Origin of the sequence: Halococcus salifodinae DSM 8989 (assembly GCF_000336935.1) — an archaeon.
GTDB lineage: Archaea > Halobacteriota > Halobacteria > Halobacteriales > Halococcaceae > Halococcus > Halococcus salifodinae.
Window position 1 is genome coordinate 1 of record NZ_AOME01000029.1, and the last position, 26,859, is coordinate 26,859.

At 66.0% G+C, this 26,859-nt stretch carries 22 protein-coding genes, 1 tRNA gene and 2 pseudogenes; 11 read left to right on the plus strand and 14 right to left on the minus strand.

Going from position 1 to position 26,859, the window contains the following annotated elements; translation table 11 throughout:
* Positions 1–422, minus strand: a 422-nt coding sequence (locus C450_RS20700) for a DUF7260 family protein (RefSeq protein WP_005041480.1), incomplete at its 3' end; no start/stop codon positions are given.
* A 273-nt stretch (positions 423–695) separates the two neighbouring features.
* Between C450_RS20700 and C450_RS06270 the strand changes: the two genes are divergently transcribed.
* Positions 696–780 (plus strand) — tRNA-Leu (locus C450_RS06270).
* Positions 781–1,615: 835 nt separating this feature from the next.
* Positions 1,616–3,001 (plus strand): annotated as a pseudogene (gene tnpC / locus C450_RS06280) (IS66 family transposase); the annotation flags it as partial.
* Positions 3,002–3,482: 481 nt separating this feature from the next.
* Here the strand turns inward: tnpC and C450_RS06285 are convergent.
* Positions 3,483–3,941, minus strand: coding sequence for a universal stress protein (locus tag C450_RS06285; RefSeq protein WP_049909914.1), 459 nt, complete (start codon positions 3,939–3,941; stop codon positions 3,483–3,485).
* Between the two features lie 278 nt (positions 3,942–4,219).
* Between C450_RS06285 and C450_RS06290 the strand changes: the two genes are divergently transcribed.
* From C450_RS06290 to C450_RS06300, 3 genes and pseudogenes are all read left to right on the plus strand, one after another.
* Complete coding sequence (locus C450_RS06290) at positions 4,220–4,603, plus strand: hypothetical protein (RefSeq protein WP_152424445.1); 384 nt, start codon at positions 4,220–4,222, stop codon at positions 4,601–4,603.
* Between the two features lie 108 nt (positions 4,604–4,711).
* The gene (locus tag C450_RS06295; RefSeq protein ID WP_005041489.1) at positions 4,712–5,755 is read left to right on the plus strand and encodes a zinc-dependent alcohol dehydrogenase; all 1,044 of its coding nucleotides are present in this window, start codon (positions 4,712–4,714) and stop codon (positions 5,753–5,755) included.
* A gap of 137 nt (positions 5,756–5,892) precedes the next feature.
* A pseudogene (locus tag C450_RS06300) lies at positions 5,893–7,073 on the plus strand (mandelate racemase/muconate lactonizing enzyme family protein).
* A 43-nt stretch (positions 7,074–7,116) separates the two neighbouring features.
* On the opposite strand, the gene C450_RS06305 reads toward C450_RS06300, so the two are convergent.
* On the minus strand, positions 7,117–7,923 hold the full coding sequence (locus C450_RS06305; protein ID WP_005041495.1) for an aldo/keto reductase: 807 nt from the start codon (positions 7,921–7,923) through the stop codon (positions 7,117–7,119).
* Between the two features lie 535 nt (positions 7,924–8,458).
* Here C450_RS06305 and C450_RS06310 point away from each other — a divergent pair.
* The 3 genes from C450_RS06310 to C450_RS06320 all read left to right on the plus strand — a co-directional run bounded on the left by C450_RS06310 (position 8,459) and on the right by C450_RS06320 (position 10,778).
* Positions 8,459–8,977 (plus strand): helix-turn-helix domain-containing protein, encoded by a 519-nt coding sequence (locus C450_RS06310; RefSeq protein WP_005041497.1) that lies wholly within the window; start codon positions 8,459–8,461, stop codon positions 8,975–8,977.
* A gap of 26 nt (positions 8,978–9,003) precedes the next feature.
* Positions 9,004–9,477 (plus strand): IS630 family transposase, encoded by a 474-nt coding sequence (locus C450_RS06315; protein ID WP_080510275.1) that lies wholly within the window; start codon positions 9,004–9,006, stop codon positions 9,475–9,477.
* Between the two features lie 332 nt (positions 9,478–9,809).
* The gene (locus tag C450_RS06320; protein ID WP_005041503.1) at positions 9,810–10,778 is read left to right on the plus strand and encodes an asparaginase; all 969 of its coding nucleotides are present in this window, start codon (positions 9,810–9,812) and stop codon (positions 10,776–10,778) included.
* 475 nt (positions 10,779–11,253) lie between these two features.
* On the opposite strand, the gene C450_RS06325 is transcribed toward C450_RS06320, so the two are convergent.
* From C450_RS06325 to ilvC, 5 genes are read right to left on the minus strand one after another with little or no spacing between them, the layout of a single operon-like run.
* A complete protein-coding gene (locus C450_RS06325; RefSeq protein ID WP_049909909.1) occupies positions 11,254–12,285 on the minus strand; it encodes a 2-hydroxyacid dehydrogenase in 1,032 nt (343 codons plus the stop codon).
* Positions 12,286–12,290: 5 nt separating this feature from the next.
* Positions 12,291–13,868 carry an FGGY-family carbohydrate kinase gene (locus tag C450_RS06330; protein WP_005041509.1) on the minus strand — a complete coding sequence of 526 codons (1,578 nt, stop codon included), beginning with the start codon at positions 13,866–13,868 and terminating at the stop codon, positions 12,291–12,293.
* Positions 13,865–14,869 carry a class II fructose-bisphosphate aldolase gene (fba, locus tag C450_RS06335; RefSeq protein WP_005041511.1) on the minus strand — a complete coding sequence of 335 codons (1,005 nt, stop codon included), beginning with the start codon at positions 14,867–14,869 and terminating at the stop codon, positions 13,865–13,867. The genes C450_RS06330 and fba overlap by 4 nt, the downstream gene beginning before the upstream one ends.
* 3 nt (positions 14,870–14,872) lie before the next feature.
* Entirely contained in the window at positions 14,873–15,184 is a 312-nt protein-coding gene (locus C450_RS06340; RefSeq protein WP_005041513.1) for a hypothetical protein, read from the minus strand.
* Positions 15,185–15,215: 31 nt separating this feature from the next.
* Positions 15,216–16,328 carry a ketol-acid reductoisomerase gene (ilvC, locus tag C450_RS06345; RefSeq protein ID WP_005041517.1) on the minus strand — a complete coding sequence of 371 codons (1,113 nt, stop codon included), beginning with the start codon at positions 16,326–16,328 and terminating at the stop codon, positions 15,216–15,218.
* Between the two features lie 162 nt (positions 16,329–16,490).
* Between ilvC and C450_RS06350 the strand changes: the two genes are divergently transcribed.
* Together C450_RS06350 and C450_RS06355 are read left to right on the plus strand one after the other, a co-directional pair.
* Entirely contained in the window at positions 16,491–17,813 is a 1,323-nt protein-coding gene (locus C450_RS06350) for a DUF362 domain-containing protein (protein ID WP_005041518.1), read from the plus strand.
* A 176-nt stretch (positions 17,814–17,989) separates the two neighbouring features.
* Positions 17,990–18,226 carry a hypothetical protein gene (locus C450_RS06355; RefSeq protein WP_152424447.1) on the plus strand — a complete coding sequence of 79 codons (237 nt, stop codon included), beginning with the start codon at positions 17,990–17,992 and terminating at the stop codon, positions 18,224–18,226.
* Position 18,227: 1 nt separating this feature from the next.
* Here the strand turns inward: C450_RS06355 and C450_RS06360 are convergent, their stop codons facing one another.
* Positions 18,228–18,689, minus strand: a complete 462-nt coding sequence (locus tag C450_RS06360) for a universal stress protein (protein ID WP_005041521.1) — start codon at positions 18,687–18,689, stop codon at positions 18,228–18,230.
* Between the two features lie 340 nt (positions 18,690–19,029).
* Between C450_RS06360 and C450_RS06365 the strand changes: the two genes are divergently transcribed.
* Positions 19,030–19,950 (plus strand): dihydrodipicolinate synthase family protein, encoded by a 921-nt coding sequence (locus C450_RS06365; RefSeq protein ID WP_049909915.1) that lies wholly within the window; start codon positions 19,030–19,032, stop codon positions 19,948–19,950.
* Positions 19,951–19,996: 46 nt separating this feature from the next.
* Here C450_RS06365 and C450_RS06370 read toward each other — a convergent pair whose 3' ends face one another.
* From C450_RS06370 to C450_RS06390, 5 genes are all read right to left on the minus strand, one after another.
* A complete protein-coding gene (locus C450_RS06370) occupies positions 19,997–22,267 on the minus strand; it encodes an LUD domain-containing protein (protein WP_005041526.1) in 2,271 nt (756 codons plus the stop codon).
* A complete protein-coding gene (locus tag C450_RS06375) occupies positions 22,268–22,777 on the minus strand; it encodes an LUD domain-containing protein (protein WP_005041527.1) in 510 nt (169 codons plus the stop codon).
* Between the two features lie 262 nt (positions 22,778–23,039).
* A complete protein-coding gene (locus C450_RS06380) occupies positions 23,040–24,008 on the minus strand; it encodes a mannonate dehydratase (RefSeq protein ID WP_005041529.1) in 969 nt (322 codons plus the stop codon).
* Positions 24,009–24,241: 233 nt separating this feature from the next.
* A complete protein-coding gene (locus C450_RS06385; RefSeq protein WP_005041532.1) occupies positions 24,242–25,528 on the minus strand; it encodes an MFS transporter in 1,287 nt (428 codons plus the stop codon).
* Between the two features lie 10 nt (positions 25,529–25,538).
* Positions 25,539–26,768, minus strand: coding sequence for an enolase C-terminal domain-like protein (locus C450_RS06390; protein WP_005041535.1), 1,230 nt, complete (start codon positions 26,766–26,768; stop codon positions 25,539–25,541).
* Positions 26,769–26,859 lie beyond the last annotated feature (91 nt).

A 26,859-nucleotide genomic window follows, 5' to 3' on the forward strand; every position in this document is an offset into this window, starting at 1 on the left:
CGTCGACTCTCTCGGGCGCGGTGAGTAGCGTCGATGAGTCGATCCCGGAGGTGGGGTGTAAGCTGCTCGCTGGTGAGTACCGCGGCAGCAACCTCGGGGCTGAACTCCCCAGTGAGACTCTCGGGAAGTGAGTCATCGTACTCCTCATCGTAGTGAGGCACGCCCATGACGGTGTCACGGTATGCGTCACGAACACGCGCGAGTGGGGATTTGGCGCGTGCTGCTGTCTCGGGAGCAACCAGTGTTTGTGCGGGTGCCTGCTGGGCATGGTCTGGGTGCAGATCGACCGATGAGACCTCGAATTCGGAGACACAGTCGGCGAATCTGGCGAATGCATCGCGTTCAGTGATAGTGCGCTCGTGGTCAGTTTCGACGACTGCTATTGCGGACCGCACATGGGTCGGGGCGAAGCGTGTCGCCATTATTTCGGTGTACGCGAAGTGGTCTTATAGGTCTGTTCGCCGTAGGACATTCTCCGGAAGAGACGCCGCCGCTACGGATGCGATCTCGGGGATCGTCGTTGAACCGGGTGAATCTGTCGAAGAAGGGGAGCTCGGGACGTCAGCGTACGTGGTGGAGCTGTTTCGATACGCTGCGCCCGGGATGCTAGAGAAACCGGCCTTGAATGGCGAAGGTGACGAGAAATTCCCGTCCGACTGAAACGACCTTTTCACGGAGCGTCGAGACGCGAGTGGGCGAGGGTGGCCGAGTCTGGCCAAAGGCGGTGGACTTAAGATCCGCTCTCGGAGGAGTTCGCGGGTTCAAATCCTGCCCCTCGCATTTCTCTCAGAAGAATGATTTCGCTGACCGGCGCTGAGTGGAGTGCTCACGTTTCAGGGGGCTATCCGCTACTCGGAATTCTCTATCGAAACCAATGCCTGAGGCTGCTGAGCGCCGAAACTGCTCTGATACACGGAACCAAACTGCTACATTATTGTTCAGCAATAGGTTGTGGGATGTAGAGTTGTGAACGCGGGTCGTGTGGATTGACTTGCTCGGTGACGAGATTTGCGTCGGTGAGTTTGTTGAGTGCGTATCGTGCGGTTCGTGGCGGGAGAAGTGTTTCCTCGTGTATCTCCTGGGTGGTGAGTGGGTGGTCGTTTTCCAGAGCACGGTACACAAGCTTGGCGCTGGGTGAAAGACTCATCAACCGGTCGAAGCGCTGTTGTTCAACTGACTCGGAGAACGCGGTCACTGGCAGTGGGCATACCGGCTAAACGTCATCGTGCAACCATGGTAAATCTTTCCATATCACGGATCGTTTTCCCTCGAGCTTTAGGGCGGTTGTTCAGGTCGATAGAGAAGTATTGAGATTCAATAATTTGTATACTTCAAGGGAAAATGGGTATTGCAGAGATTCCATAGTACAGCGAGCGATATCTCGTCTAGCAGAAGAATCTCTGAGAAGTACCATTATAAACGTTTGTTTCTTCATATTTGTTGGTGGAATTCAAATCGTTCAAGTATCTGGCAGAGACGTTCCGAAGGGGTATGTGTTTAGCGGAGCAGTCGAATCGAAATCGTAGCTCTCAGGGAAGAGCAGGACGAACGGCCGCTAATCGTGCTTTCCGGGCCTGACGGATCGCCGGGTCGTTCGACCTCGGCGATCCGTTCTGTGGGTCGGACGATCCTTCCTCAGCGAGATCTCACTCTTCTCGCTGAGAACGCGTTTCTTCGTCAGCAAAACGCTGCCCAGAACGAACGAATCGAAGAGCTTGAAAACCGCCTCAAGCGATACGAAAACGCCCACACACCGTCCAGCGAACAGGGTGGTGCTGGACAGTCGCCACAGAATGAGGAGTCGGAACAAGACGAGGAAAACGACGAAGCTGGCGGCGACTCCGACGCCGCCAGCGATTCCTCGTCCGGACCTGGACGCAACCCCGGCCACGAGGGAACGACTCGACCACCACCCGACCCGGACAGGACCGTCCGGGTCGGGGAGGCGTACTGTCCCGATTGCGACCGTGTTCTCACCGATCCCGATGAATACGTCTCCCGCGTCATCGTCGATATTCCGCTTCCCATTCCGACCGAGGTCACGAAATACGAGCTCGGAAAGCAGGAGTGTTCCTGCGGCAACGAGGTCGTTGCCGAACACCCAGACTGTCCGGAGACCGGGCGGTTTGGGCCACACCTGCTGGCCCAAACCGCCCTCCTCCGCTATCACGGACGGCTTCCGCACCGGAAGCAGGCCGAACTGTTCGACTGGCATCTTGACCATCCGGTCTCACCGGCAACGATCTACAACATGACCGAGCGGGTCGCAGACCGGCTGCGACCCGCGTACGAAGACGTTCGAGCCAGCGTCCGTGACAGCGACGTGATCTACTGCGACGAAACCGGCTTTCCGGTTGACGGCGACCAGCACTGGGTTTGGACGTTCGTGACCGACGAGGACGTTTTCTATACGGTCGACGAAAGCCGCGGGAGTCAGGTGCTGGAGGACGTCCTCGGCGACGAACTCGCCGAGGACGCCACCCTGAGTTGCGACGGCTGGTCGGCGTATCCAAGCTATCACGGCAAACTCCAGCGGTGCTGGGCGCACCTTCTACGAGAGGCGAAGTACGTAGCTGAACGGCACGAGGAGGCTGAGCCGATCTCGGAGGTGCTACACGACCTCCACGAGGATTTGACCGCGTTCGACGAAGAAGACCCGCCCGCCTCCGCCCGCGAGCGGAGGCGGGCGCAAGCCTCACTCTGTTTGGAGGAGTTGATCAGAACGGACTACGAGGCCGAGGAAGTCACGCAGTTAGCCGAGAAGATCAGGAACGGGCTGGGCTGTTGGCTGACGTTCGTGACTGAGCCAGACGTTGATTCGACGAACAACCGCGCAGAGCGGGCTCTACGCGAGCAGGTAGTGATGCGGAAGATCTTCGGCGGACTCCGGTCGGAAACCGGAGTCCGCATCCATGAGACACTCTCGACGATGGTAACGACGTGGGAGCGCCAAGGACTCGATCCGCCGGATCAACTGACGTCGATGCTCGGAGGAGAGCAACCAGAATCACGTGCAGAGGCATCTACGAACGGACCNCCGCCGGATCAACTGACGTCGATGCTCGGAGGAGAGCAACCAGAATCACGTGCAGAGGCATCTACGAACGGACCGCGCTAAACACATACCCGAAGGGTATCCAGACCTATCGGTGGCCGAATCATTCCTGAGTAGAGCGTAGACCACATCTAGCCTATCGTCTCTGAATGACTTTCCAGTTATTCTCGAGACACCGTTTCCGATTAACCACTGACCGTGACTCGAATCCACTTCTCGCTCTCACTCTTTCTCGACCCCGCCGACGTCAAGCAATTGATTACTATTTCTCGGCTCTGTATTGCGTTTGGCCTCGTTAACTGGGGCCTCCTCTTCCTGAAGAGGGTACTCTGCCTTCTAATCTATGGAACCATCCGAGAGCCCCAGAGGCGCAAACGCTCTGTGAGATGGAGCCCCTATTGACGGATAGTTGGATCTGTAGAAGCGCTCAGGATGTATCGGCGCGCACGAATGTCACGGGACAGGGTGCGGAAAGCATCACTTCCTGAGCAGTGGAGCCGAAGACTGCCTTACCGGCGGGCGAACGCTGCCGGCCGCCGACGATAACAAGGTCGGCAGCGGCTTTTTCAGCCAGGCTTACGATGCTGTCGCCGTGGCCGCCGACCGCACCGCTGACAGCATGTTTGACGCCGGCCTCGTCAAGCTGACCAATGAGCTCACGGATCGTGGCGTGTCGGCTCGCTACATCGTCCGGTGACACTTCTCCACTCGTCGTGTCGAACCCAAGTCGATTGAGGGATTCGACATATTCATCGTCAGTAAAAACGTGGCCAAGCACGACGGTTGCGTCCGACGGCCCAGTGATGTCAATCGTCTCTTCAGCCAGTCGATCGATTCGATCAGCGTCACCTGGCCCGACCGCTAAGAGGACAGTCCCTAATGCCATGGTCACACTTCCGTCTGTCCCCATATAATACTCCGGGCTATAATCCTGGACTCTTCCGAGTGACGAGACCACTCATTTGCCCTCTCCAATCGTTTCATCCGCAAGCGAGTCGTCGAAACAGCCTTCGCGCGAGCGCTGGCGCTCGCGCACTCGTCTTCCCGCTCCGTGGCGTGGACTATTGGATCACTGACGACCACGACTCCTACAACGACATCATGCCAGATCGAGTGAAGTGTCTGGTTCACACGCTCAGGACACGCGCTCGTCGCCGCGAGCGCGTGTCCGAACTGCATGAAGCAGGCGAGTTAGACGAGCTACGGGAGTATCTCGAAGAAGAGTACGAAACCGCGTACGAGGAGCTCGTGACGACACTCAGAGAAGACTATCTAGGGTTCTGGGACGAAGAGAACGACGAGTTCACCGGCCCAGTGAGCACGAACGCTATCGAAGGCGGCAACTGGAGGTTGAAATACGGTCTCGGTGTTCCGTACGGTCGGTGCCGTTCGGCACGCGCGCGTACAACCTTGCCGGCGTTGCATGATTCAGTATCGACGTTCACGAACGGCAGCCCGGCGGAGAGCTTTGAGAGCGTTCTGGGGTCAGCATCGGCCGCTGATCTTCGTGATTCGGTAGGAGGAGTAACCCGTTCAGTGGCGGCGTGACCGCTGCGTAGTGGAAGTCTACGCTTTAGCGGAGGATCTCATCTCAATACTGCACCACCCGTTTCGGGCTCCCATAGAGTTATGTCCGTACGCAGTTCAGAAACGGCCATGCGGGGACTCGCCAAAGTGGAGCGTAGCCGTGGCGCGATGGAACTTGTGGACCGGTCCCGGCCGGAACCGGGTCCCGGGGCGGTATTAATCGAGATCAACTACGCCGGCCTCTGTGGGAGCGATGCCGGGATATACGAGTTCGAGTCGGCGTTCGGCCGGATGGAGCTACCGACGGTAATCGGCCACGAGTACGCAGGGCGTATCGTCGAAGTCGGGGACGGCGTGACTCAGTTTGCTCCCGGTGACAGGGTCATCGAGCGGCCAATCCGCGGCTGTGGGGAGTGCTACCAGTGTCGGATCGGCGAAGAGAACGTGTGCCAGAACGCGGTGATTACGGGCGTTGACCACGACGGGGCGTACGAACCGTACGTCACCGTTCCGGTCGAGGCTGTACACCCGGTTCCCGAGGACGTTGAGGAGAAACACGCGGCGGTCGCCGAACCGACGAGCATCGCCGCCCGGGCAGTCATCGAGAACTCGCGGGTCGGCGCCGGTGACCGGGTGCTGGTCGAGGGGCCCGGCCCGATCGGACTGCTCACGGCGCAGATCGCCGACGCCCAGGGCGGGTCGGTCGTCGTCTCGGGTGTCGGTGGAGATGCGTCGTACCGTCTCCCGCTCGCCGCCGAGCTCGGCTTCGAGACGATGAACGTCGAGGAGGACGACCCGGCGACAGTCCGGGAGCGTCTGACCGACGGCGTCGGGTACGACGTCGTGTTCGACACCACCGGCCACCCGTCCGGTCTGCAGAGCGCCGTGACAGAGGTCCGAAAAGGGGGACAGATCGTTCTCGTCGGCCAGACGGGCGAGACCACCATGCCGTACTCGCCGCTCGTCCGGTCGGAAGTCGACCTCCAGTGCTCGTACGCGTCGATGTATCAGGACTTCGAGCGCGCCTTCCGCCTGATTCGCGAGGGTGACGTCGACTGCGAGACGTTCGTCGACGACCGGTTCTCGCTGCTCGACGCCGACCGGGCGTTCGAGGCGTTTCTCGACGGGGAGACGTGCAAGCCCGTCTTCGACGTCTCCGAACTTCGCGACTGACCACCGACGGGGGTGGCCACTACAGTCGACGTCCTCACCGAGCGCGAGAGAGACAACGTATAGCGCCAGAGCTACTCGGACGTCGTTCCTAGTCGAATGCCAAATGTCGAGTTATGGCGTACCAACCGAGCCACTGCATGCCAAACTATCGGACGCTACGCGACTCGAACGCAGAGTACACCATCCGGGACCTCTTTTCGGAGACGATGGGGCTCTCCACGGAGCGACCCGGCCCGCGGAACGTCGAGATCACCGACGTGTAGACGACGACGGTCGACGAGAACTACCCGTGGATACTCGTCCACGTCTACACGGACGCCGGAGTCGTCGGCACCGGTGAATCCTACTAGGGTGGTGGAGACGCCGACATCATCGACCGTATGACGTCGTTCCTCGTCGGGGAAAACCCTCTCGACATCGACCGTCTGTTCGAGCATCTCATCCAGAAGGTGTCCGGCGAGGGCTCCATCTCTGGCAAATCGTCTCGTCCATCTCCGGCGTCGAAATCGCACTCTAGGACGTCGCCGGCAAGATCTTCGACGTGCCGGCCTACCAGCTCGTCGGTGGAAAGTACCGCGACGAGGTTCGGGTCTACTGTGACTGCCATGCCGGCGACGAATCCGAGCCGGCGTCCAACGCCCGTGAGGCGAAGCGCGTCGTCGAAAAGTTGGGGTATGACGCCCTGAAGTTCGACCTCGACGTCCCTTCGGGCCACGAGAAAGACCGTGCGAACCGCCATCTCCGCGGCCCGGAGGTCGGGTACAAGGTCGACATCGTCGAAGCCGTCTGTGAGGAGGTCGGCGACCGTGCGGACGTCGCCTTCGACTGCCACTGATCGTTCACCGGCGGGAGCGCGAAGCGCGTCGCCACCGCTATCGAGGACTACGACGTCTGATGGCTCGAAGACCCCGTTCCATCAGAGAACCACGAGTACGATTGAATGAGTAAACAGTTGCACGAGCTACTATAGTCGGCGCCGACCACGCCCATCGTCGCCGGCGAGAACGTCTACCGCAAGCACGGCCATCTCCGCCTGTTCGAGGAACAGGCCATCGATATCGTCGCGCCGGACCTCCCCCGGGTCGGCAGCATGCGTGAAGCGCGAAAGATCGCGGACATGGCCGACACATACTATGTCCCGGTAGCAATGCACAACGTCGCCTCGCTGATCGGAACGATGGCTTCGGCGCAGGTCGCGGCCGCCATTCCCAACTCGCTTGCCGTCGAGTTCCACTCCTATCAGCTCGGCTGGTGGGAGGACCTCGACGCCGTCGAAGAGCACATGATCGACGGCGAGACACTGTTCGACGAGGCGTAAGCCGGCCGAATCACCCAGTCCCCGTGGGTTCTCACACCGTCCGCTACGCGGACCAGGGGGCGCCCTCCTGCTCGATGAGGCGCTCCGTTCGCCGGATGCTGTCGATGGATTCGACCTCCGCGCTCGTCAGGGCGAGGTCGAGCGCGGCCCTGTTGTCTGCGATGTGGGCCTCGCTCGTCGCCTTCGGGACGGCGGTCACGTTCTTCTTCGAGAGGAGCCAAGCGAGGCAGACCTGCGCGGGGCTGACCCCGCGCCTCTTCGCGATGCGGGCTACCTCGGGCACGTCGAACGCCCCACCCTGCGCGAGCGGGGAGTAGGCGACCTGGTAGTAGTCGTGTTTCCGGGCGTGCTCTAGAAGCGTCTCCTGCTGGAGGAGCGGGTGCATCTCCACTTGGTGAGCGAACAGCGGGGCGTCGAGGACGTCCAGCGCCTCGTCGAGCAGGTCGGGACTGAAGTTGGAGACACCGACGTGGTCGACGGTGCCGCGGTCGACCAGTTCGTCGAACGCCGGGAGCGTCTCCGCGGCATCGTAGTTCCCGACCGGCCAGTGGACGTACAGCAGGTCGAGGGTGTCGACTCCGAGTCGACGAAGGCTATCGTCGACGCCGTCGAGCACCTCGTCGTACGCGAGTCCTGTCTGCTCCGGATGGAGCTTCGTCGCGACGAAGACGTCCTCGCGTGGGACCGACGCGGTTGCGATTCCCTCTCCGACCGCGCGCTCGTTGTCGTAGAACTGGGCGGTGTCGGCGTGCGTGTAGCCGGACTCCAGCGCGAGCCTGACGCTCTCTGCGCACTGTTCGGGGTTCGTGTTCTGCCACGTGCCGAGTCCAATCGCGGGAATTCGGTTCATGCGGACAACAACGTCGGTGCGTGCTATATAGCTCCGGATTCGGCCGGACACCGACCCCGCCGGTGCGCTCGTCGGCCGCTCGTTCGACCGATCCGGCCCCGAGAGCGACCTCGAGCCTCCGACAATCGCGGAGGAAGCGACGTCCGGCCGGCCGCTGTCCGCGATTGGCAGGGATGAACGACGTCGCGGCGGCTGATCTGTCGTTCTCCCCCGCCAAAGAAAGCGTTTCCCGGCCCGGAAGACGGGTCGGCCGCCGTTTCTCTACCCCAGGACCGACGATCTTCCTCCCAACTGTGTTCATCCTTACCGAACGACGTGGAACGGACCGAGATGAGTTCGAATCCGCTCGGTTGGGGGGTTTCTAACCATCCTATCGTTAGGTATCTCCTAGATGACTCCCACAATAGCGAGATTAGTGGTGTTACGTTCTATTCCTTCGATTGGGTGTGGACCGGGGTCGCTACGAAAGTGTTCACACTGACAGGATATAGGCATTAGCAGAAGTGTTGATATCCTCACGCCGCGTATGAGAAGTATGACTGGATCGGGCGAGAAATTAGTCGGTGTTGATCCGGAGCAGTTGCGCCAGCAACTGCGAACGGAAACGGATGCGAAGGCCACCAAGCAGCTCACTGTTGCACTCCTCTACGACGCTGGATTCTCGCCATACATCATCGAAAACTTCCTCGGCTTTCCTGCTCAGACCGCCTACGGCTGGTTGGACACAGTCGCCGAGCGCGATGTCACCGCGCTCGGCGACGCTCCACGACCCGGACGCCCATCGTACCTCTCGCCCGAGCAGTGGGACCAGCTCACCGCGACTCTTCAGGCACCGCCGTCAGAGGTTGACGTCGACGCACCAGCCTGGAAACCGCCGCTCGTCCAAGAGTACATCGTCGAGAATTTCGGCGTTGAGTACTCGCTCGCGCACGTTTATCGCATGATGCACAAGGCCGGGCTGTCAGTTCAGACAGCCCGGCCGATCGCCTATCAGGCCGACCCAGAAGAACAGCGACACTGGCGCGAGGAGTTCAAAAAAAGTGGCCGACGCTGAAGGCTAACGACTATCGAATCGTCGCGATCGATCAGCACTCCGAAGCGGTCGCAACCAATCAAAAGTCCGATTGGTTCCCGGTGAACTCGCGCCCGAGACTGCCGGTCTCGGGCGCTCGCGGGAAGGTGAACATGCTCGGAGCCGTCACTGACGACGGCGAACGGTTCGTGGCTCTCACACCGAATCAGTTCAATGCAGAGGTCGCGAAACACTTCCTCCGAGCGATACAGCACGAGTTCGGCGAGAGGCTCGTAATCGTGCTGGACAACGCGAGCTACTTCATCGCGAAGACACTGAAGAAGCAGGCCGCCGCGGACGGCCTGCTTCTGGAATACCTGCCGTCACATTCACCCGAGATGAATCCGCTCGAAAACTGCTGGCGGCAGCTTCGAGAAGGCCGGGCCAACCGATTGTTCCGCACGCTCGCCGATGTCAACGAGTACCTCTCAACAGCGCTGCCAGCGCTCAACTCGCCGCAAGTCTACGAGTATCTCTGCTAATGCCTATAGTCGTTTCCGGCCGGCAGCGACACGGGAGCAGTGGGAGAGACTTCTCGCAAGTGAGGACCCAGAGCACGTCGTCGGATAGAACCGACTCCGGCTCCAGTTCCGGTCCCTCCGGCGGTGTCCTCCGGGGCCGGCACCGTAACCGCCCCTGACCGCGTCGTCGGTGCCGCCCGGTCGCGACCACAGTCTGTCGTCCCCGAACGCCCGCCGGCGGTTGCCCTCACACTCGTCGGCCTCGCCCTCTCGGACGGGTACGTTTCCGACCGGCCGCCCGCGCCGGCTACCGACCGCCAGTCGTTTGCCACACGGGACGAAAGAGGCACGGGATGAACGTCACTGTAGTGAGTACGGGCGGCACCATCGCGAGCACCGACGACGACGGCGACGTCCGACCGACGAAGTCGGGGTCGGACCTGCTCGACGCGGTGCCGGACGTCGACGAGTACGCCACCGTCGACGTCGAGGAGGTCGCACAGGTGCCGAGCTTCGAGATCGACACCGCGACGCTCGAAGCGGTGGGTCGGCGGGTCGCGGCGCTCGACGACGACGCGACCGTCGACGGGGTCGTCGTTACCCACGGGACGGACACGATGGAGGAGACCGCCTACTACCTCGACGTCGCCCTCCAGCCGGAGACGCCGGTGTATCTCACCGGCGCCCAGCGTCGCCCCGACGAGACGGGGTCGGACGCGGCCGCCAACCTCCAGACGGCGTTTCGGGCGGCCGCCGCGTTCGAGGCGGAGGCGGCGACCGGCACGTTCGTCGTCTTCAACGAGGAGGTGCACGCGGCGCGGGAGGCCACCAAATCCCATACAACCAAGTTAGAGACGTTCAGATCCCCGAACACGGGACCTGTAGCGACGTTCGACCATGCCGGCGCGTGGGTCCACCGGCCGCCGACGAGTGAGACGGACGCCGTCCTGGCGACCGACCTGGACGCGACGGTGTACGTGCTCAAAAGCGGGATCGGGGTGAGAGGCGACCTGCTCGACGCGGCGCTCGACCGCGGTGCGGACGGGGTCGTCCTCGAGGCCACCGGAATCGGCAACACGACGAAGGAGTTCGGACGGGCGGTCAGAGACGCTACGGCGGAGATTCCAGTCGTCGTGGCGTCGCGGTGTTTCGCGGGCCGGACCACCCCCCTGTACGGCAGCGTCGGCGGGAGTGAACGCCTCGCCGAGTACGGCGCCGTGTTCGCCGGCGACCTTCCGGCACAGAAAGCCCGAATCAAACTCCAATTGGCGCTGGAAGCGTATGACGGGCGCGAGGCGGTGGAGGAGGTCTTCTCAGGGTAGTCGGGGACGGAGGGAATGCGGCCGCAGCGGAGCCCACAGATTCTTTCGAACGCTCCAGGGATGCAGATGGGTACCGACTCCGCAAAAAGCGGGCGGAGCGTACAGAAAGTCACGAAGGGTGGAACGGAACGTCTACCTTCCGAACGACGCCGACGGGCCGCTCGACGCGGAGTTCGATGGCTGGTGTACGAGCGTGGACGTAACTTGGGCTATAGTGGCGTCTGCAACTGGTTACTCATCCGACCGCACGTCGTCGTGCGGTCGAGTGTGTGATGACTCGCAGACGCTACTATAGAAGCCTCGGAAGACCCGCCACTGTTGCCCCGTCGTCGGCATCGACGGAATCGACTGGGTCGCGGAGATGGGTCCCGAGGCGTTCCACGACCGCATTTCGGACCCGGCGCTGCTCTGAACCCTCGGTCGGCTCTTTTTGCCCACCCTGCCTATTGGGGAACGGGCCGAGTGACGTCGTCGATCACTCGACGACGTGTTCGGGCGTCTCCCCGTCGAGGTAGTCGTCGAGCTGGCCGGCGATGATTCGCGGCCCGCCGAGCACCGCGTCCCGAGTCGACCCGGCGACGTGGGGGGTGAGGACGACCTCGTCTCGGTCGAAGAGGGGGTGGTCCACGGGGAGCGGCTCCTCCTGGAACACGTCGATCGCCGCGCCGCCGAGTTCGTCGTTCTCGAGCGCCGCAACCAGCGCTTCCTCGTCGACGAGGCCGCCCCGAGCGGTGTTGATCAGGTACGCCGAGGGTTTCATCCGCTGGAACTCCTCGCGGCCCATCATCCCCTCGGTGTCGCGCGACAGCCTGACGTGGAGCGTCACGGCGTCGGACTCGGCCAGCAGCGTCTCCAGGTCGGCCGGCTCCGGACCCGCCTCGCGGATCTCGTCGTCGTCGACGAACGGGTCGTACGCTAGAATCTCGGGGTCGAACCCGGCGAGCCGGCGGGCGACCCCCCGGCCGATGTGGCCGAAGCCGACGACCCCGACCGTCGTCGTCCGGACGTCCGGCGGGAGCCGGTCGGGGTCGAACACTTGGTTCCACTCCCCCGCGGAGAGCTCCGCGTGGTTGAACGGGATCTCCCGAAGCCGCGAGAGCAGCATCGAGACGGCGTAGTCGGCGACGGCGTCGCGGTTGCGGCCGGGGGCGTGGAGCACAGTAACGCCGTTGTCGGCGGCGGCCTCGACGTCGACGTTCTCCGTGCCGCCGCGGGCGGCGCCGACGAGCTCCAGCGAGTCCGCCCCGTCGATCAGCTCTCGGGAGACGGGTGCCTTGTGGACGACCAGCGCGTCCACCCCGTCGAGCTCGGCGGCGATCGCGCCCGTGTCGTAGCTCCCCGGGCCGGCCGACTCCATATCCATCGTCACGTTCCGGAACTCGGCGGGTGAGGCGTCGCCCATCCAGTCCATCCGGTCGAACGCCACCCCTCGCTCCTCGAGGCCCTCGAGCGCCTCGTACATGTACTCGCTCGGCTGCTGTGGGTCCCCGCACAGTAAGACCTTCATTCGATTCAATCCTCCCGCCTGAAGGTCTTGAGCGTTTCCCAGGGTACTTCCATCCCGTCGACGGCTTGGTCGAACGCCTCGGAGACGCGTCGGTAGGCGGCGACCGCCGCCGAGTCCGGCTCGTACGATTGGGCGGTTCCGACCGCCCGGTCGACCGCCGTCGCTGCGTCCGGGTAGACGCCCGCGGCCGTCCCCCCGCACAGCGCCGCCCCGAGCGCACCGGTCTCGCGTGCGTCCGGGACCGTCACCGGGGCGTCGGCGACATCGGCGAACAGCTTCGACCAGGCGTCGCTCTGTGCGCCGCCGCCCGTCAACCGGATCGTCCCGACCGCGGGCGTGAGGGTGTCGAGCGCCCCAGTCTGGGTTATCGCGACCCCCTCGTAGATCGCCCGGAGCATGTGCGCGCTCGTATGCGAGAGCCGGAGCCCGTAGAACCCGCCGGCGCTGCTCGGGTCGTCAGTCGACCCCTGCAGGAACGGGTGGAAGACGAGCCCGTCCGCACCCGGGTCGACCCCCGCGACCGCCTCCTCGTACACCTCGTACGGGTCGACCCCACGCTCGCACGCCTCCCGGCGCCAGTCGCCGCCACACCGGTCGACGAACCAGTCGACGCAGGCCGCCCCCGCCCTGATACCTCGGTAGCGGTACCAGCCGTCGAGGTACCGCCGGAGCAGGCCGCCCGCGCCGTCGTCCGGCGAGTCGAGCACCGCGACGCTCTGGCCCCACGTCCCGAGGATGGCGAGTCCGTCGCCCGGCTCGACCAGTCCCGCGCCGAAAGTGCACGCGCCGACGTCCTGTAGCCCGGCGGCGACGGGGGTCCCCTCGGGGAGTCCGGTGTCGGCGGCGGCCTCGACCGTCATCGCCCCACAGGACTCGGTGCTCGGGATGACCGGTGGCAACGCCTTGAACGCCGCCTCGATGCCGAGTGCGGCGAACGCCTCCCGGTCGTACGCGGCGTTCGGGCCGTAGAAGACGCTCCCCTCGGTCGGGTCCGTGACGCGCTCGCCGGTAAGCCGGTGGGTGAGCACGTCCTTGCAGAACAGGAGCGTGTCGAGGCGGTCGTACGTCGCCGGCTCGTTGGCCCGAAGCCACACGAGGAGGCTCAGCGGGTCCGCGCCGAACGGCTCCCAGCCGAGACGGTCGACGGCGCGCTCGCGGGCCCCCTCGGCGCAGTGCTCGTCGAGGGCGTCGAGCGCCCGGCTGTCGGTAGACTTGATTCCGCAGACCGGCTCGCCCGCCGCGTCCAACCCGTAGAGACCGTGGCCGTGGCCGGCGACGCCCACGCCGGCGACGGCGTCGGTCGGGACGTCGTCGCTCCCGACGACCGCCCCGACCGTCTCCGCGACGACCGCCCACAGGCGGTCGTGGTCCTGCTCCTCGCGGTCGGCCGCCGCTCCCTCGCTCGCGTCGACGCCCCCGTTCGCGGTTCCCCCGGTCCCCCCGGCTTCCCCGGCCGCGCCGTCCGGCTCCGACCGCGGCGTCGACCGCGACGCGGCCGCGAGCTCGGTTCCGTCGGGGTCGTAGGCGGCGACCGTGACGTTGGTGAGTCCGGCGTCGACCCCGACGAGCACGTTCTCCGTCATCGGTCCGCCCGGCGCGACTCGCCGGCGCTCCCGGTGAGTTCGCACAGCCCCGCCATCACGTCGGCGATCCGGTCTCGGGCCGCGTTCGAGACGACGTGCGGGTGGAAGTACGTCTTGTCGGGCCCCCAGTCGGCCTCGGCGAAGAAGCCCGCCCGGTCGTCGGCGACGCCGTCCGGGGGTCGGACCGCGTCGGCGTGCTCGCGGTAGAAGTCCGCCGCGGTCCGTGCGTACTCGTACTGGTACCGGGTGTTCTTGTTGAACTTGACGACCCCGGCGTCGAGGAGTGCCGCCAACTGCTCGTCGGCGAGCCCCGAGGCGCCGTGGACGACGAGAAACGCGTCCGACCCGGCGTCGGCGAGCGCCCGGCCGATGTCGGCCGCAACGTCGGGTCGGACGTCGAGGTCGCGGCCGGAGGCGACGCCGTGCTGGGTGCCGACCGATACCGCGAGGAGGTCACAGCCCGTCCGCTCGACGAACTCGACCGCGTCGTCCGCGTCGGTGTAGAACGCCTCGTCGTCCGGTGTCTTCGTGCTTCCCTCGACGCCGGCGATGCGGCCCAGTTCGGCCTCGACGAAGACCTCCCCGGCGGCGTGCTCGACCGCCTCACGGGTGAGTTCGACGTTGCGCTCGAACGGCTCGGCGGAGGCGTCGACCATCACGGAGTTGGGGACGCCCGAGTCGAGACATGCCTCCAAGAAGTCAGCGTCCTCGGGGAGGTGGACGTGATCGACGTTGCAGAAGGTCTCGATGTCGAAGCGCGCCCCGAACGCGTCCAGACAGTCGCCGAAGACGCGGAGCCCAACGGTCGGGTCGCCGTCGCCGAAGAAGGCTGCCTCTTCGCGACCGAGCTGGACGACAAGGTCTGAGTCGGTGCGGTCGCTCCCTCGTAGCAGTCCGACGAGCACGTCGAAGTGGGTGACGTTGCTGGCGAAGAACCCGTGGCCGCCCTCCCGGGCCCGCTCGTACAGCTTCCGGAGGCCGACGCCCGCACGGTGTGACATACGCTACCTGACGGGACAGTGCCGATTAATTCTACCGGAACGACGCGACGGCATCCCGGGGGTCGCACCGACGAGGCGAACGCGGTGGGCGTCGCCGCCGCTCAGGTCGTACTCCGCTTCGAAGCACCGTCGGACGGAGACGACCGATCCCGCCTCGGTACCCTGGGTGATGGTCTCGTACTCCGCCAGCGCCGCCACGACCGTCTGCGTCCTGCCCCGCGACGGTTTGATCTCGCTCGTGTCCGTGGTGTCCGCTGTCGCCTCTCGGGCGGTCGAACGACCGCCTCGCGCACGGTTCGCGTGGTTGTCACCCACGGGTACGGCCGTCCGCGGCCCCACTGGACGGCTACTCCTCCCGGAGACCGAACGCGTCGAGCGTCGTCTGCTCAGTCTCGACGAACGCGGAGTTCTCGTACTGCCGGCGGAGGCGGTCCAATCGGGAGTCTTCTGCCGCCTGCTCCTGAGTCCACTCCTCGGCGAACTCCCCGGATTCGATCGCTGCCAGGCGTTCGCGCATGAACTCGCGGATCGGTTCGCGGTCGAACGCCTCCAGTCCGAGCAGCTGGCCGTACTGGCTCGTCCGCGAGTGGAGGTCCATCTGCGCGACCAACCCCTCGGTCGCGCACTTCTCGAAGATGTGGGCCATCTCGCGGGAAAGGTACGACTCGAGCAGCGTCACCTCCGGCGGGACCCCCGCCTCGGACTCCACCTCGAAGCGGGCGAGCAGCGCGGCGGCGAACACCGGGAACAGCCCCTGTTCGCTCAGCAGGTCCGTGCGCGTCTCCGTCTCGAAGTCAGTCTCGACGACGCCCGAGCGGGTGCTCCCGATGCCGGCCGCGACGGCCAACGCCCGACTCTTCGCCTCGCCCGTGGCGTCCCGGTGGACGGCTAGCAGCGCGGGCGCGCCCCGGCCCGCCTCGTACAGCTCGCGCACTACTGCCCCGATCATGCGGGGCGCGACGAGTGCCACGTCGACTGCCGGATCGACCTCGACGTACCCGTAGGTAACGTTGTAGCCGGAGGCAAACACGAGCGCGTCGCCAGGACCGAGATTCGGCTCGACCGTCCGTTCGTACACTTCTGGCTGGACCTCGTCGGGGACCAGGAAGAGCACGACGTCCGCCCGGGCCGTCGCCTCGGCCATCGGGTAGGCGTCGAAGCCATCCTCGCGGGCCTGCTCCCGAGAGTCGTCCGCACGGTTCCCGATCACGACCTCGAGCCCCGCGTCGCGCATATTTGACGCCTGCGACCGCCCTTGGTTCCCGTAACCGAGGACGGCGACGGTATCGCCATCGAGCGGGTCGGTGCTCGCGTCAGTCTCGTGGTAGACGGTGGCCGACGCCGTCGTCGACGTCGCCGTCAGTTCCGGGTCTGTCGAATTCGTTCCTCCATCCGCCGAATCGGAAGCCGTCGACTGTCCCCTCGCGTCGCTGTCGCCGTCGTCGTCCGTCGAGTCCATGACTGACAGTGCACGGCGACCGACCTAAGCGTTGGCTCGACCGGGGGGCCTGAGCTGTTGTCGATACGACCGGCCCGCGTGCTGGTTCACCGCGACCCTCGAGGAGTGAGGGAACGCGCTGTCGGAGACAGAACTAAGCGGCCACACCTGCGATCCACTCCCATGGTCGAACTCGACGTACCCGACGCAGAGACGCTTGCGGACGTCAACGACGTCAGCATCGGCGACTTCCCCCGCCTCGCCTACGCCGAACGCCGCCGGGACTCGCCTCGGGTCGACGACGTCTCCGCGGCGACTCGCGACGCGATCGGGGATATCCCCGCCCTGACCGACCTCGACGAGGGTGCCGAGGTGGCCGTCACAGCCGGGAGCCGCGGCATCCACGACATGCCCGAACTGATTGAGGCGGTCGTCGCCGAGCTTTCGGAGCGCGGGCTGGATCCCTTCGTCATGCCGGCGATGGGGAGTCACGGCGGCGCGACGCCGGGGGGGCAGCGCGACGTCCTGGAGGGGTACGGGATCACCGAGGAGCGACTGGGCTGTGAGATCCGCGATTCGATGGCCGTCGAGCCCGTCGCCGAGGACTCAGAGGGACGTCCGATCCCGGTGTCGAGGGTCGCCCTAGAGGCCGACGCGGTGCTCGTCGCCAACCGGGTGAAGCTCCACACCGACTTTCGCAACGAGGTGGAGTCCGGGCTGACGAAGATGACCGTCGTCGGCCTCGGCAAGCAGCGCGGGGCAGAAGAGATGCACAACGCCGCCATCTCCCGCGGGCTCGATACCGTGATTCAGGAACGCGCCGACGCCATCTTCGAGCACGCCCCTGTCGTCGGCGGGATCGCGCTCGTCGAGAACGCGAACGACCGCGCCGCGCTGATTGAGGGCGTCCCGGTCGGAGAGATCTCCGACCGCGAGCCCGAACTGCTCGCCCGCTCGAAGATGCTGTTCGGCGAACTCCCGGTCGACCACCTCGACCTGCTCGTCGTCGACGAGATCGGGAAGGACGTCTCCGGCACCGGGATGGACACCAACGTGATCGGCCGCTACCAGTTCCTCAACGAGGAGGAGCCCGCCCTGCCCGACATCACGCGGATCTACGCCCGCGACGTCACCGACGCCTCCCACGGCAACGGGATCGGGATGGGGCTCGCGGACTTCGTCCACGAGGACCTCGTCGTACAGTTGAACCTCTCGGACACCTACGTGAACGCCGTGACCAGCGGCGAGTCCTCCCGCGCGTTCGTCCCGATCGTCTCGCCGAGCGACCGGACTGCGCTGCTGCTGGCGTACTCTATTACGGGCGTCCGCGACCCCGAAGACCTCCGTATCGGCTACGTCCGGAGCACGCTCCACCCGGACGAGCTGTACGTCTCCGACCCCGTCGCCGACGAACTGGCGGAGTGCGACGACGTCGACGTCGGGGAGCGCCGGGAGATAGAGTTCGACGACGCGGGCGACTTCGTATTCGGGTTCGAAGGTCGATAGGGAGTATCGCAGGTCCGCAGCGAGTTCTCGCCCCGTCGAGGCGAGAACGCCTGCACGGCTACGATACTCTCTACGCGGCCGGCATCGGTCCCCGAGCCTCGCCGACGCAGCGTCAAGTCGGTGGTCGGAGACGTAGGTTAATAGCAGTAAGTAGACGCGATGACCGGACGGTGGTCGTGACCGACAGCGGCGGTGGGGAGTCGGACACGGACGACCAGCCCAGCGACGGTGAGGGTGCCCGGAAGAAGAGGGGCACGCTCATCGACGCGGCACAAGTCGGCGGAGTCTGCGACCTCAGCTTCGGGAAACTCCAGCTGCTGTTCCTCGGGTTCCCCGACATTCGGGGGATGGAGTTGTTCTGCGGCGAGGTGGTGCCGGCGTTCCGGTCGGGTCCGTCGTCGTTCGCTCCGTGAACTACTCGGCCGGCGACCGGACGTACGTCACCGGACACGGCGCTCCGAGGAGCACGTCCTGCGTCGTGCTCCCGAACATCGCCTTGCCGACTGGCGAGCGCGTTGCACCGGAGACGACCACGCGGTCGGCGTTCGTCTCCCCGGCCAGGCTGACGATCCCGTCGCTGACGTCGCCGACCACGCCCCGGAGATCGTAGTCGACGTCGTGCTCCTCGAGCAGCCGTTCCAGACGGCGAACGGACTGATGGCGCTTCAGCACCGTGTTCACGTCCTCGGTGGTGGCATTTGGAAGGTCAATCTCCGCGGCCACGTTCTCGAACTGTTCCTGCGTAAACACGTGTGTGAGTACGACCGTGGCGTCGGTCGGTTTCGCGACCTGCAGCACGGCCTGCGCGAGCCGGTCCAGTCGGTCGTCGTCCTGCGGCCCGACGGCGAGGACAATCGTCTCGAACGAGAGATCCATGAGGGTCCTTCACTAGACCGCGACAAAAATCCTTCCGAATCGGGCGACACTACCCCTGGTCGATGACGAACCGCAATTCGGGGGTGAATCAGTCGACCACCCGCCGGACGTACCCGTCGAGGTCTCCGACGTTCACGGCTCCGCGCTCGGTCGCTGGTGCGCCCGTCCACGCCGCGGTCCGCGGGTCTTTCCGCGGTCGGAATGCCTATCCACGCCGCCGTGCCACTCGATCACGTATGCCTGCAGTTCCGGAGCCGACAGAGCCAACGAAGCCACCGAAGCCGCTATGCCCGACCGCTCGCATCGAGCCGCCTGCCGACCGCTCGACGGCGGGGGGCCGATGACCGACGCTGCCTCGGACGACCCGGTCCGTACCTGGTGTCCGCTGGTTACTCCCCTCGACGGGGACGAGGCGGTCGACCACGACGCGCTCGCGAGCTTGGTCTCGCACGTTCGCGAGGGCGGTGTCGAGGGGCTCGTTCCCTGCGGTACGACGGGGGAGTTCGCCAGTCTCGACGCCGAGGAGTACCGCGCGGTGCTGGAGACGACCGTCGACGCCGCCGGCGATGCGCCCGTCATGGCCGGCACTGCGGCGACGAGCGTCGCCGAGACGCTCCACCGGATCGAAACGGCGAGGGACGCCGGCGTCGACATCGGACTGATCGTCCTCCCGTACTTCCACACGGCGAACGACCCCGAGGGCAACGCGGAATTCGTCCGGCGCGTCGCCGACGACGCGGTACTTCCGCTCTACCTCTACAACATCCCGGCCTGTACGGGGCAGGCGATCGCCCCCGACGTGGTCAAGTCGGTCGCCGATCACGACCGGATCCACGGGCTGAAGGACTCGAGCGGCGACTTCAACTACTTCGTCGAGACGCTGCGCCGGACTCCGGACGACTTCGACTGTTACCAGGGGTTCGACAGCCACCTCGTCCCCGGGATGCTGCAGGGCGGTACGGGCGGGATCAACGCCCTCTCGAACGTCGTCCCCAAGGTGTTCACGGCCGGCGCGGCGGCGGCCGCCGGCGACGTCGACGCCGCTCGCCGGATCGGGAACGAGGGGATCGCGCCGCTGTTTCAGCAGTGCGTCGCCCACGGGTTCGCCCCGGCGACGAAGGCCGCGCTGGCCGAGCGGAGTATCCTCGACGACGCCACGGTGCGTCCGCCGCTGGTCGAACCCGGTGACGAAGCGCGGGAAGAGATCGGCGAGGCCGTCGACATCGCCCTCGACGTCGTCGAATCGGTCGACCTCGGCTGAACGTGGCGACGCGGAGGTTCACCGACGTGCCGGGTCGAATAGTGGGCTACGTCCGGGCTGGGTCGAGCAACTCCACCGGGTGCGCTGGCTTCCGGTCGAGCAGGTCGTCCAACTGGTCGAGACACGAGGTCCCGCTGGCGACGACCCGGCGGTTCCCGTGAACCCCACCGAACTCCGTCGCGAGGTCCTCACCGACGGCCATACTGAGTTCGTAGTAGTCGCGCTTGTAGCCGAAGCTACCAGCCATCCCACAGCACTCGGCCTCCGAGAGGACGACATCGTACCCGAGTCGGTCGAGCACGGCCTGGGTGTGGGCGGCCGCGCCGAGGGTCCGCTGCTGGCAGTGGCTGTGGTAGGCTACGCCCGGGTCGTCCGCGTCGGGGCCGGTCAGCACGTCGGCGTCGCCGCCGTTCTCCAGCAGGCCGAAGACGTACTCGACGGCCTCGTAGCTGTTCTCGGACAGGCGTTGATGGGAGGCGTCCGGGAGGAACTTCTCGTACTCCCGACGGAACATGGCGAGGTCGCTCGGTTCGACCACGACCACGTCGCGGCCGGCGTCGAGGTGCTCCGCGAGCGCGCCGAACACCCGGCTGGCCTTCGCGTCGGCGGTGGCGACCATCCCCTGTGAGAGCGGCGCTCGACCGCTGGAGGGAACGTCCGGTACCTCGACGTGCACGCCGAGGGCTTCCAGCACCCGGACGGCGGCCCGCCCACGTCCCGGGCGGACGTAGTTCGTGTAGAGGTCGGGGTAGACGATCGCCTCGCGGGTCGCCTCGTCCCGGGGGACCAGCGAGCCGCCGGCCGCTCGCGTCTCCCGCGCTCGCTTCGTCGAGGCGGCTGCGCCGCCTCGCTTCTCGAACCAGTCGCGGAACGTCTCCCGCTCGAACTGGGGCAGGTCGCGCCGGCCGTCGATTCCCAGCACGCGCTCCATTCCGGCGCGGACCGGCCCCGCATTCGCGAGCCAGTTCGACAGCGGGGCCGTCGCACTCCCGAGCTTCGCCGCCGTCTCGAAGTTGCCGAAGAAGCGCTTGCCGAGGTCCATCCCGCCCGGCTCCTCGTCGGGCGTGAGCCCCTCGACGAGGTGGTCGAACTGCCCCTCGTCGGCGCCGCGGTTGACCCGGTCGCGAACGACGGTGTTGATCCACGGGATGTCGATCTCGACGGGGCAGGCGTTCACGCAGCGCGAGCAGCCCGTACAGAGGTCGTTGAACTCCGCCGCGGTGTCCAGCCCCTCGACACCGGCCTCCCAGCCGGTGGCGATGCCGCCGGTGTACGTCTCGCCGCCGAACGCGTGGCCGCCCACTTGCTGGAAGTTCGCACAGGAGTTCGCGCAGGCGCCACAGCGGATGCAGTACAGCGTCTCCCGCAACTGGGGATCCTCGCGCATCTCGGTCCGGCCGTTGTCGAGGAGGACGAGGTGGAACTCGCGGTCCTCACTCCCCTGCTTCGACAGCGGAGTCGTCGGGTCGTCGAAGTCGAGCGAGGGGGAGTCGGAGGGGGGTGTCAGCATCGAGAGGTACTGCGGGACGTCCTGACCGGTCGCGGCGCGGGCGATCAGCTCGGTGAACGGCTTCAGTTCCTCGATAGAGGGGAGAAGCTTCTCGATTCCGGCGACGGCGACGTGCGTGTCCGGCGTCGCCGCCACCTTCCGGCCGTTCCCCTCGTTGGTGACGAGCGTGATCGTCCCCGACTCGGCGAGCACGAAGTTCGCACCGGTGACCCCCACGTCCGCCTCGACGATGCGGTCGCCGAGGTAGTCGCGCGCGAACTCGGTGAGCTCTTGGGCCGTTTCCAGGGGCTCCTCCGGGTCAAAACGGTCGTTGAACAGTTCCGCAATGTCGTCACTCGACCTGTGCAGCGAGGGGCCGACGAGGTGGGAGGGCGCCTCGTCGGCGACCTGGACGACGAACTCCCCGAGGTCGGTCTCGTACACGTCGACGCCGGCGGCTTCGAGCGCCTCGTTGAGGTCGATCTCTTCGGTCGTCATCGACTTCGACTTCACGACCGTGTCGCCGTCGTCCCGGACGACCTCCTCGACGTAACGGTTCGCGTCCGCGGCGTCGTCCGCGACGTACACCGTGCCGCCGTTGGCCTCGACCGACTCGCGGACGGTCTCGATCAGCTCCGGGAGGCGCTCGATGGCGTCCTCCTTGATCTCCCGTGCCCTGCCCCTGAGCTCCTCGTACCCCTCGTACTCGGTCGAGGCCCGGTACCGCTCGCGGTTGAAGTGGCTCGTGTTCTCCCGGACCGCCTCCCGCTCGGTCGCGAGCAGGTGACGGATGTGGGCAGCTTTGTCAGTGGGTTCGTCGACGGACATCTACCGATTCTCCAGGACGACGGCGTGGACGTGCTTCGGCCCGTGGACCCCCTCGACGAGCGCGCCCATGTCGCCGGTCGCGCTCGGGCCGGTCGCGAAGACGGCGCTCGCGGGGTTCTCGGCGTAGGCGTCGCCGAGTTCGTCGAGCGCGGCGGGGAGGTCGGCGACGAGGTCACTCTCGCGAACGACGGCGACGTGACGCTCGGGGTAGAGGCTCACCGGCTCCGACCCCTTCGCGTCGGAGTCGATCAGGAAGCTCCCGTACGTGGCGACGCCGAGCCTGGCGGGCGTGACCCCCGTCGTCGCCGCGCGTAGCTCCGCGGGCGTCGGGTCGACCGTCACCGGCGCGTCGTCGAGTGATACCCCCTCGTAGCCGAGCGGGACGCCGACGGCGGGGTTGACGAGCGCATCGACCAGCGTCGAACGGAACCCCTCGATGTCGGTGCGCGCCCACGAGACCCCGTGGTCCTCCAGCGCCTCGCCGAACCCAGCAATGCGTACATTTGACATGGTAGTAGGTCACGAGGGGACACGGTTAATCGTTTTCCTCTTACACACCGCTTGCGGTCGAATTTCCTGCTGACAGCTTGTAGCTCGCGTCCGCGGTTCTCGATGGTGTCGATGCACCTTTCCCCGGTCGGCGTTCCGCCAAGTCGGTGCCGTGGCCCCGCTTGGTTGTTTGTACCCGGGGCCACGGACCGGAGTCACCCGGCGGTACTGTCGGTGTGGTCGCTGCCGTTCGAGTCGCAGTCGCTACCGACCTCCGACCCGATCACCTTTCCTTCTCGACGGACTCCAGTAACCCCTTCATGTAGCCGATGGTGAACAGCCGGCCCTTGGTCTCGTAGCCGGGGTTGTCGTTCTGCTCGCCGGCCATCGTCGGCACGTGGTCCGGGCGGATCACGCCGTCGAAGTCGACCTCGTGGTAGGCGCGCATCGCCTCGACCATGTCCGTCGGGCCGTCATCGTGCCAGGTCTCCACGAACCCGTCGGCGTCCCCCTCGACGTCGCGGAAGTGCGCGAATACGATACGGTCGCCGAAGTGGCGGATCGCCTCGGGGATGTCGGCGCCCATCGCTGCGAAGTTCCCTTGACCGAACGTGACGCCGTTGTGCGGGCTGTCGACGATATCCAGTACCCGGTCGTACGCTTCGACGCTGTTGATAATCCGAGGGATCCCCGCCAGTTCCTCGCGCGGCGGGTCGTCGGGGTGGAGCCCGAGCTTCACGCCGGCCTCCTCGGCGACCGGGACAACCTCCTCTAGGAAGTACTCAAGATTCCCCCACAGCTCCTCGTGGGTTACGTCGACCGGCGAGCGTCCCTCCGGGAGTCCCTCCATCCGATCGAGGTCGAACCCGGAGGTGAGCGATCCGCCCCGGATCTCGATGTGGACGTCGGTTCGGGCCCAGCGAACGCTCGCCATCCAGTCATAGCAGACGGTGGGTATCCCCAACTCGCCGCAGTCTCGGAGGAACTGTTTGAACGTCTCGATCTCCTCGTCGCGCCCTTCGAGTCCGAGGCGTGTCCGGTCCGTGATTGGGACGCTCCCCTCGATGACAGCGACCTCTAAATCGACGCCCTCGAACCAGTTCACCATGCCGCGCAGCTCCTCGAACTTCCAGAATCGCTTGTCCTCGCCGATCTCCAGCGGGTGGACGACGGCCTTCTCGACGCCCATCTGTGTCGCGAGTTTCCAGCGGTCGTCCGGCTCCGGCGGGAGGATGAGTGCAGGCTCAACCATGTCTCGTCGGTCCATGCGCACCCTGATAACTCTTGGCGACCGCGACGGTTACCGGTCGTTGGGAAACGCGCTCGAGTCCTCGACGCCGAGCACGTTCCCACGTTACCGACCGACACACCGGACGACGACACGCCAGCCGACAGCACCGACCCCCGTCGATGGCGGCGCTCGCTTCCAGCCGCGGCGGTCGGCTTGACCGGGGGACGGGAGCCCGGCGGAGTCGTCCTCGCGTGTCAGTCGGCGTCCGACTCCGGCTCCACGCCGACGGGGTCGTCGGGCGCGTCGAAACTCTCGACCAGCGCGAACTGGGTGAGAACGGCGGCCGCGAACGCCAGCAGACTCCCGACCGCGTAGGTCAGTTCAATGGAGGTGACCGTCGACGCCAGGCCGAACAGCGCCGGCCCGACCATCCCGCCGAACCCCCGCGCGGTCGAACGGAAGCCGATGAGTTCGGACTCGCGGTCGGCGGGGGCGACGTCTCCGATGAACGACACCGCGCCGACCCGGGTCCCCGAGAAGGCTCCCGCGAGCAGGGCCATGCCGACGGCGACGACGACGGCACGTCCGATCGCGGAGGGGACGAACGCCGCCGAGGCCATCGCGGCGGCGAACGCCCCGGAGCCGGCCATCCCGAGCGTGATGAACGGCTTCCGCCCGAGCCGGTCCGCGTACTCGCCCACGAGGTACATCGTCGCGACCTGGCCGGCGGGGTTCACCGCGAGCAACGCGCCCATCAGGAACTCCGAGAGTCCCAACTCTCCGACGATGTACACTGGGAGGAGGCTCGTCGTCCCGAGCACGGTCATGTTCCGGAGCAGGGTGGCGGCGTAGAGCCACATGAGCCCGTTCGTGTAGAGGTGTTCGCGGCCGGCCGCGCTGGGGAACAGCCGCCGCTTCACCTCGCCGCCGAGTTCGCGGGGAGCGACGCGCCGGTGGCGGTCGGGGTTCGGGTCCTCGATCACGAGCGCTGCGAGCAGCACGAGCCCCGAGACCGCGGCGACGACGCCGAACAGTTCCGGCGCGGCGAGCAGGCCAAGCAACACGCCGGCGAACAGCTGTCCGAACGTGAACCCGACCGCCTGCGCGCTCGAGAAGAAGCCGACCGAACGGCCCCGCGCCTGCGCCCCCCCGCGGTCGCTCACGACCGCGAGCATCACGGGGAGGTACCCTGCCGCGAAGGCGGCGTAGACGGTCCGGGCCGTCAACGGGAGCCAGATACCGTCGACGAGAACGAGCGGGAGGGCGGCGATCGCACCCAGAGCCGACACGGCCAGCAGGACGTCCCGCCGACGGCCGGTCACGTCGGCGAGGGCGCCCCAGACCGGCGCGAACGTCATCAGGCCGAAGAAGTACAACGCGAGCACGAGGCTCACTGCGAGCGGGGAGCCGCCACGGCGGCCGATGTAAACGGCCATCGCGGTCCCCATCAGGATCGGTGCGAACTTGCTCGCGGCGGCGGCGACGCCGATCGCCGACCGTTGGATGCGGTCGCTGCCCCGGTCTACCGCGGGGAAGTTCACTGGACGAGCCTCACCACCGGGGCTTGTTGGGCAGCCAGCCCGACCGCCCCGATTCGCTCATCGCGTCGGCGTACTCGGCCGCCATCGACTCCACCGACGAGTACGCGAGCGGGTCGGACTCCTCGTAGCGGTCGCGTGCCCGTTCGACCAGGTCGTCGTCGAGTTCGACCCCGAGACCGGGGTCGTCCGAGAGGCTGATCGTCCCGTCGGATATCTCGACCGGCGCGTCGCGGATCACGTCGTCGGCCATCCACGGGTAGTGGGTGTCGGGGGCGTACCGGAGCGTCGGCATCGCCGCCGAGACGTGTGCCATCGCGGCCATGCTCACCCCGAGGTGGGAGTTCGAGTGCATCCCGACGCCGAGGTCGAACGTCCGAGCGACGGTGTCGAGGCGCCGAGTGCCGCTGAACCCGCCCCAGTAGTGGTGGTCGCTCAGGATGACGTCGACAGCCCCCATCTCGACCGCAGGGGCGATTTCGTCGAACTCGGTGACGTACATGTTCGTCGCCACGGGGTAGTCCACGTGACGCTTCAGTCGGGCGTGCGCGTTCATCGTCGGGACGGGGTCTTCGAGGAACTGAACGTGGAGGTCCCGGTCCCGTAGGCGGTTCGCGATGTCGATGGCGGTCTCCACGCTCCACGTCCCGTTCGGGTCGATGCGAAGGGGTGTCTCGCGGCCGAACTCCTCCGCCAGAAGGTCGAGCGTCCGCAGTTCCGCCTCGGGCGGCAGGACGCCCCCTTTCAACTTCAGCACGTCGAACCCGTATCGCTCGACGAACTCCGTCGCCTCCTCGACCATCGACTCGGGGCTCATCACCTCCTGTGGAGCTATCGCCGCCCCGTTTGGGTCGGAGTCGGCCCCCTTGAAGAAGAGGTACCCGGAGAACTCCACCTCGTCGCGCATCTTCCCCCCGAGCAAGTTGTAGACGGGTTCGCCGACGGCCTTGCCGAGGAGATCGAACAGCGCCACCTCGATGGCCCCGTACGCCATCGGGTCCTGCAGGCGGTGGGCGAGCGGTCGGCGCTCGTGGGGGTTCGCCCCCTCGACCAGATCGACCGCGCGCTCCAGCGCCGATATCACTCGTTCGTCGCCGTAGGTCTCGCCGACACCGACGGTGCCGTCGGCGGTAGTGAGTCGGACGAGCGTCCGTGCGGCGACCTCGCTGTGTGCGCCCCATGAGTTGCGCAGCGGCGGCTCTCGGTGTGCGACCGGGAGTACCTCCATCTCGCGGACTTTCATGTGTCAACTAGGCACACACCGTAGGGCTCATTAAAGCTATTGGTGGGACCCGATTCGACCGATTCCGGCGTCCCGCCGAAGCTTTTTGTGG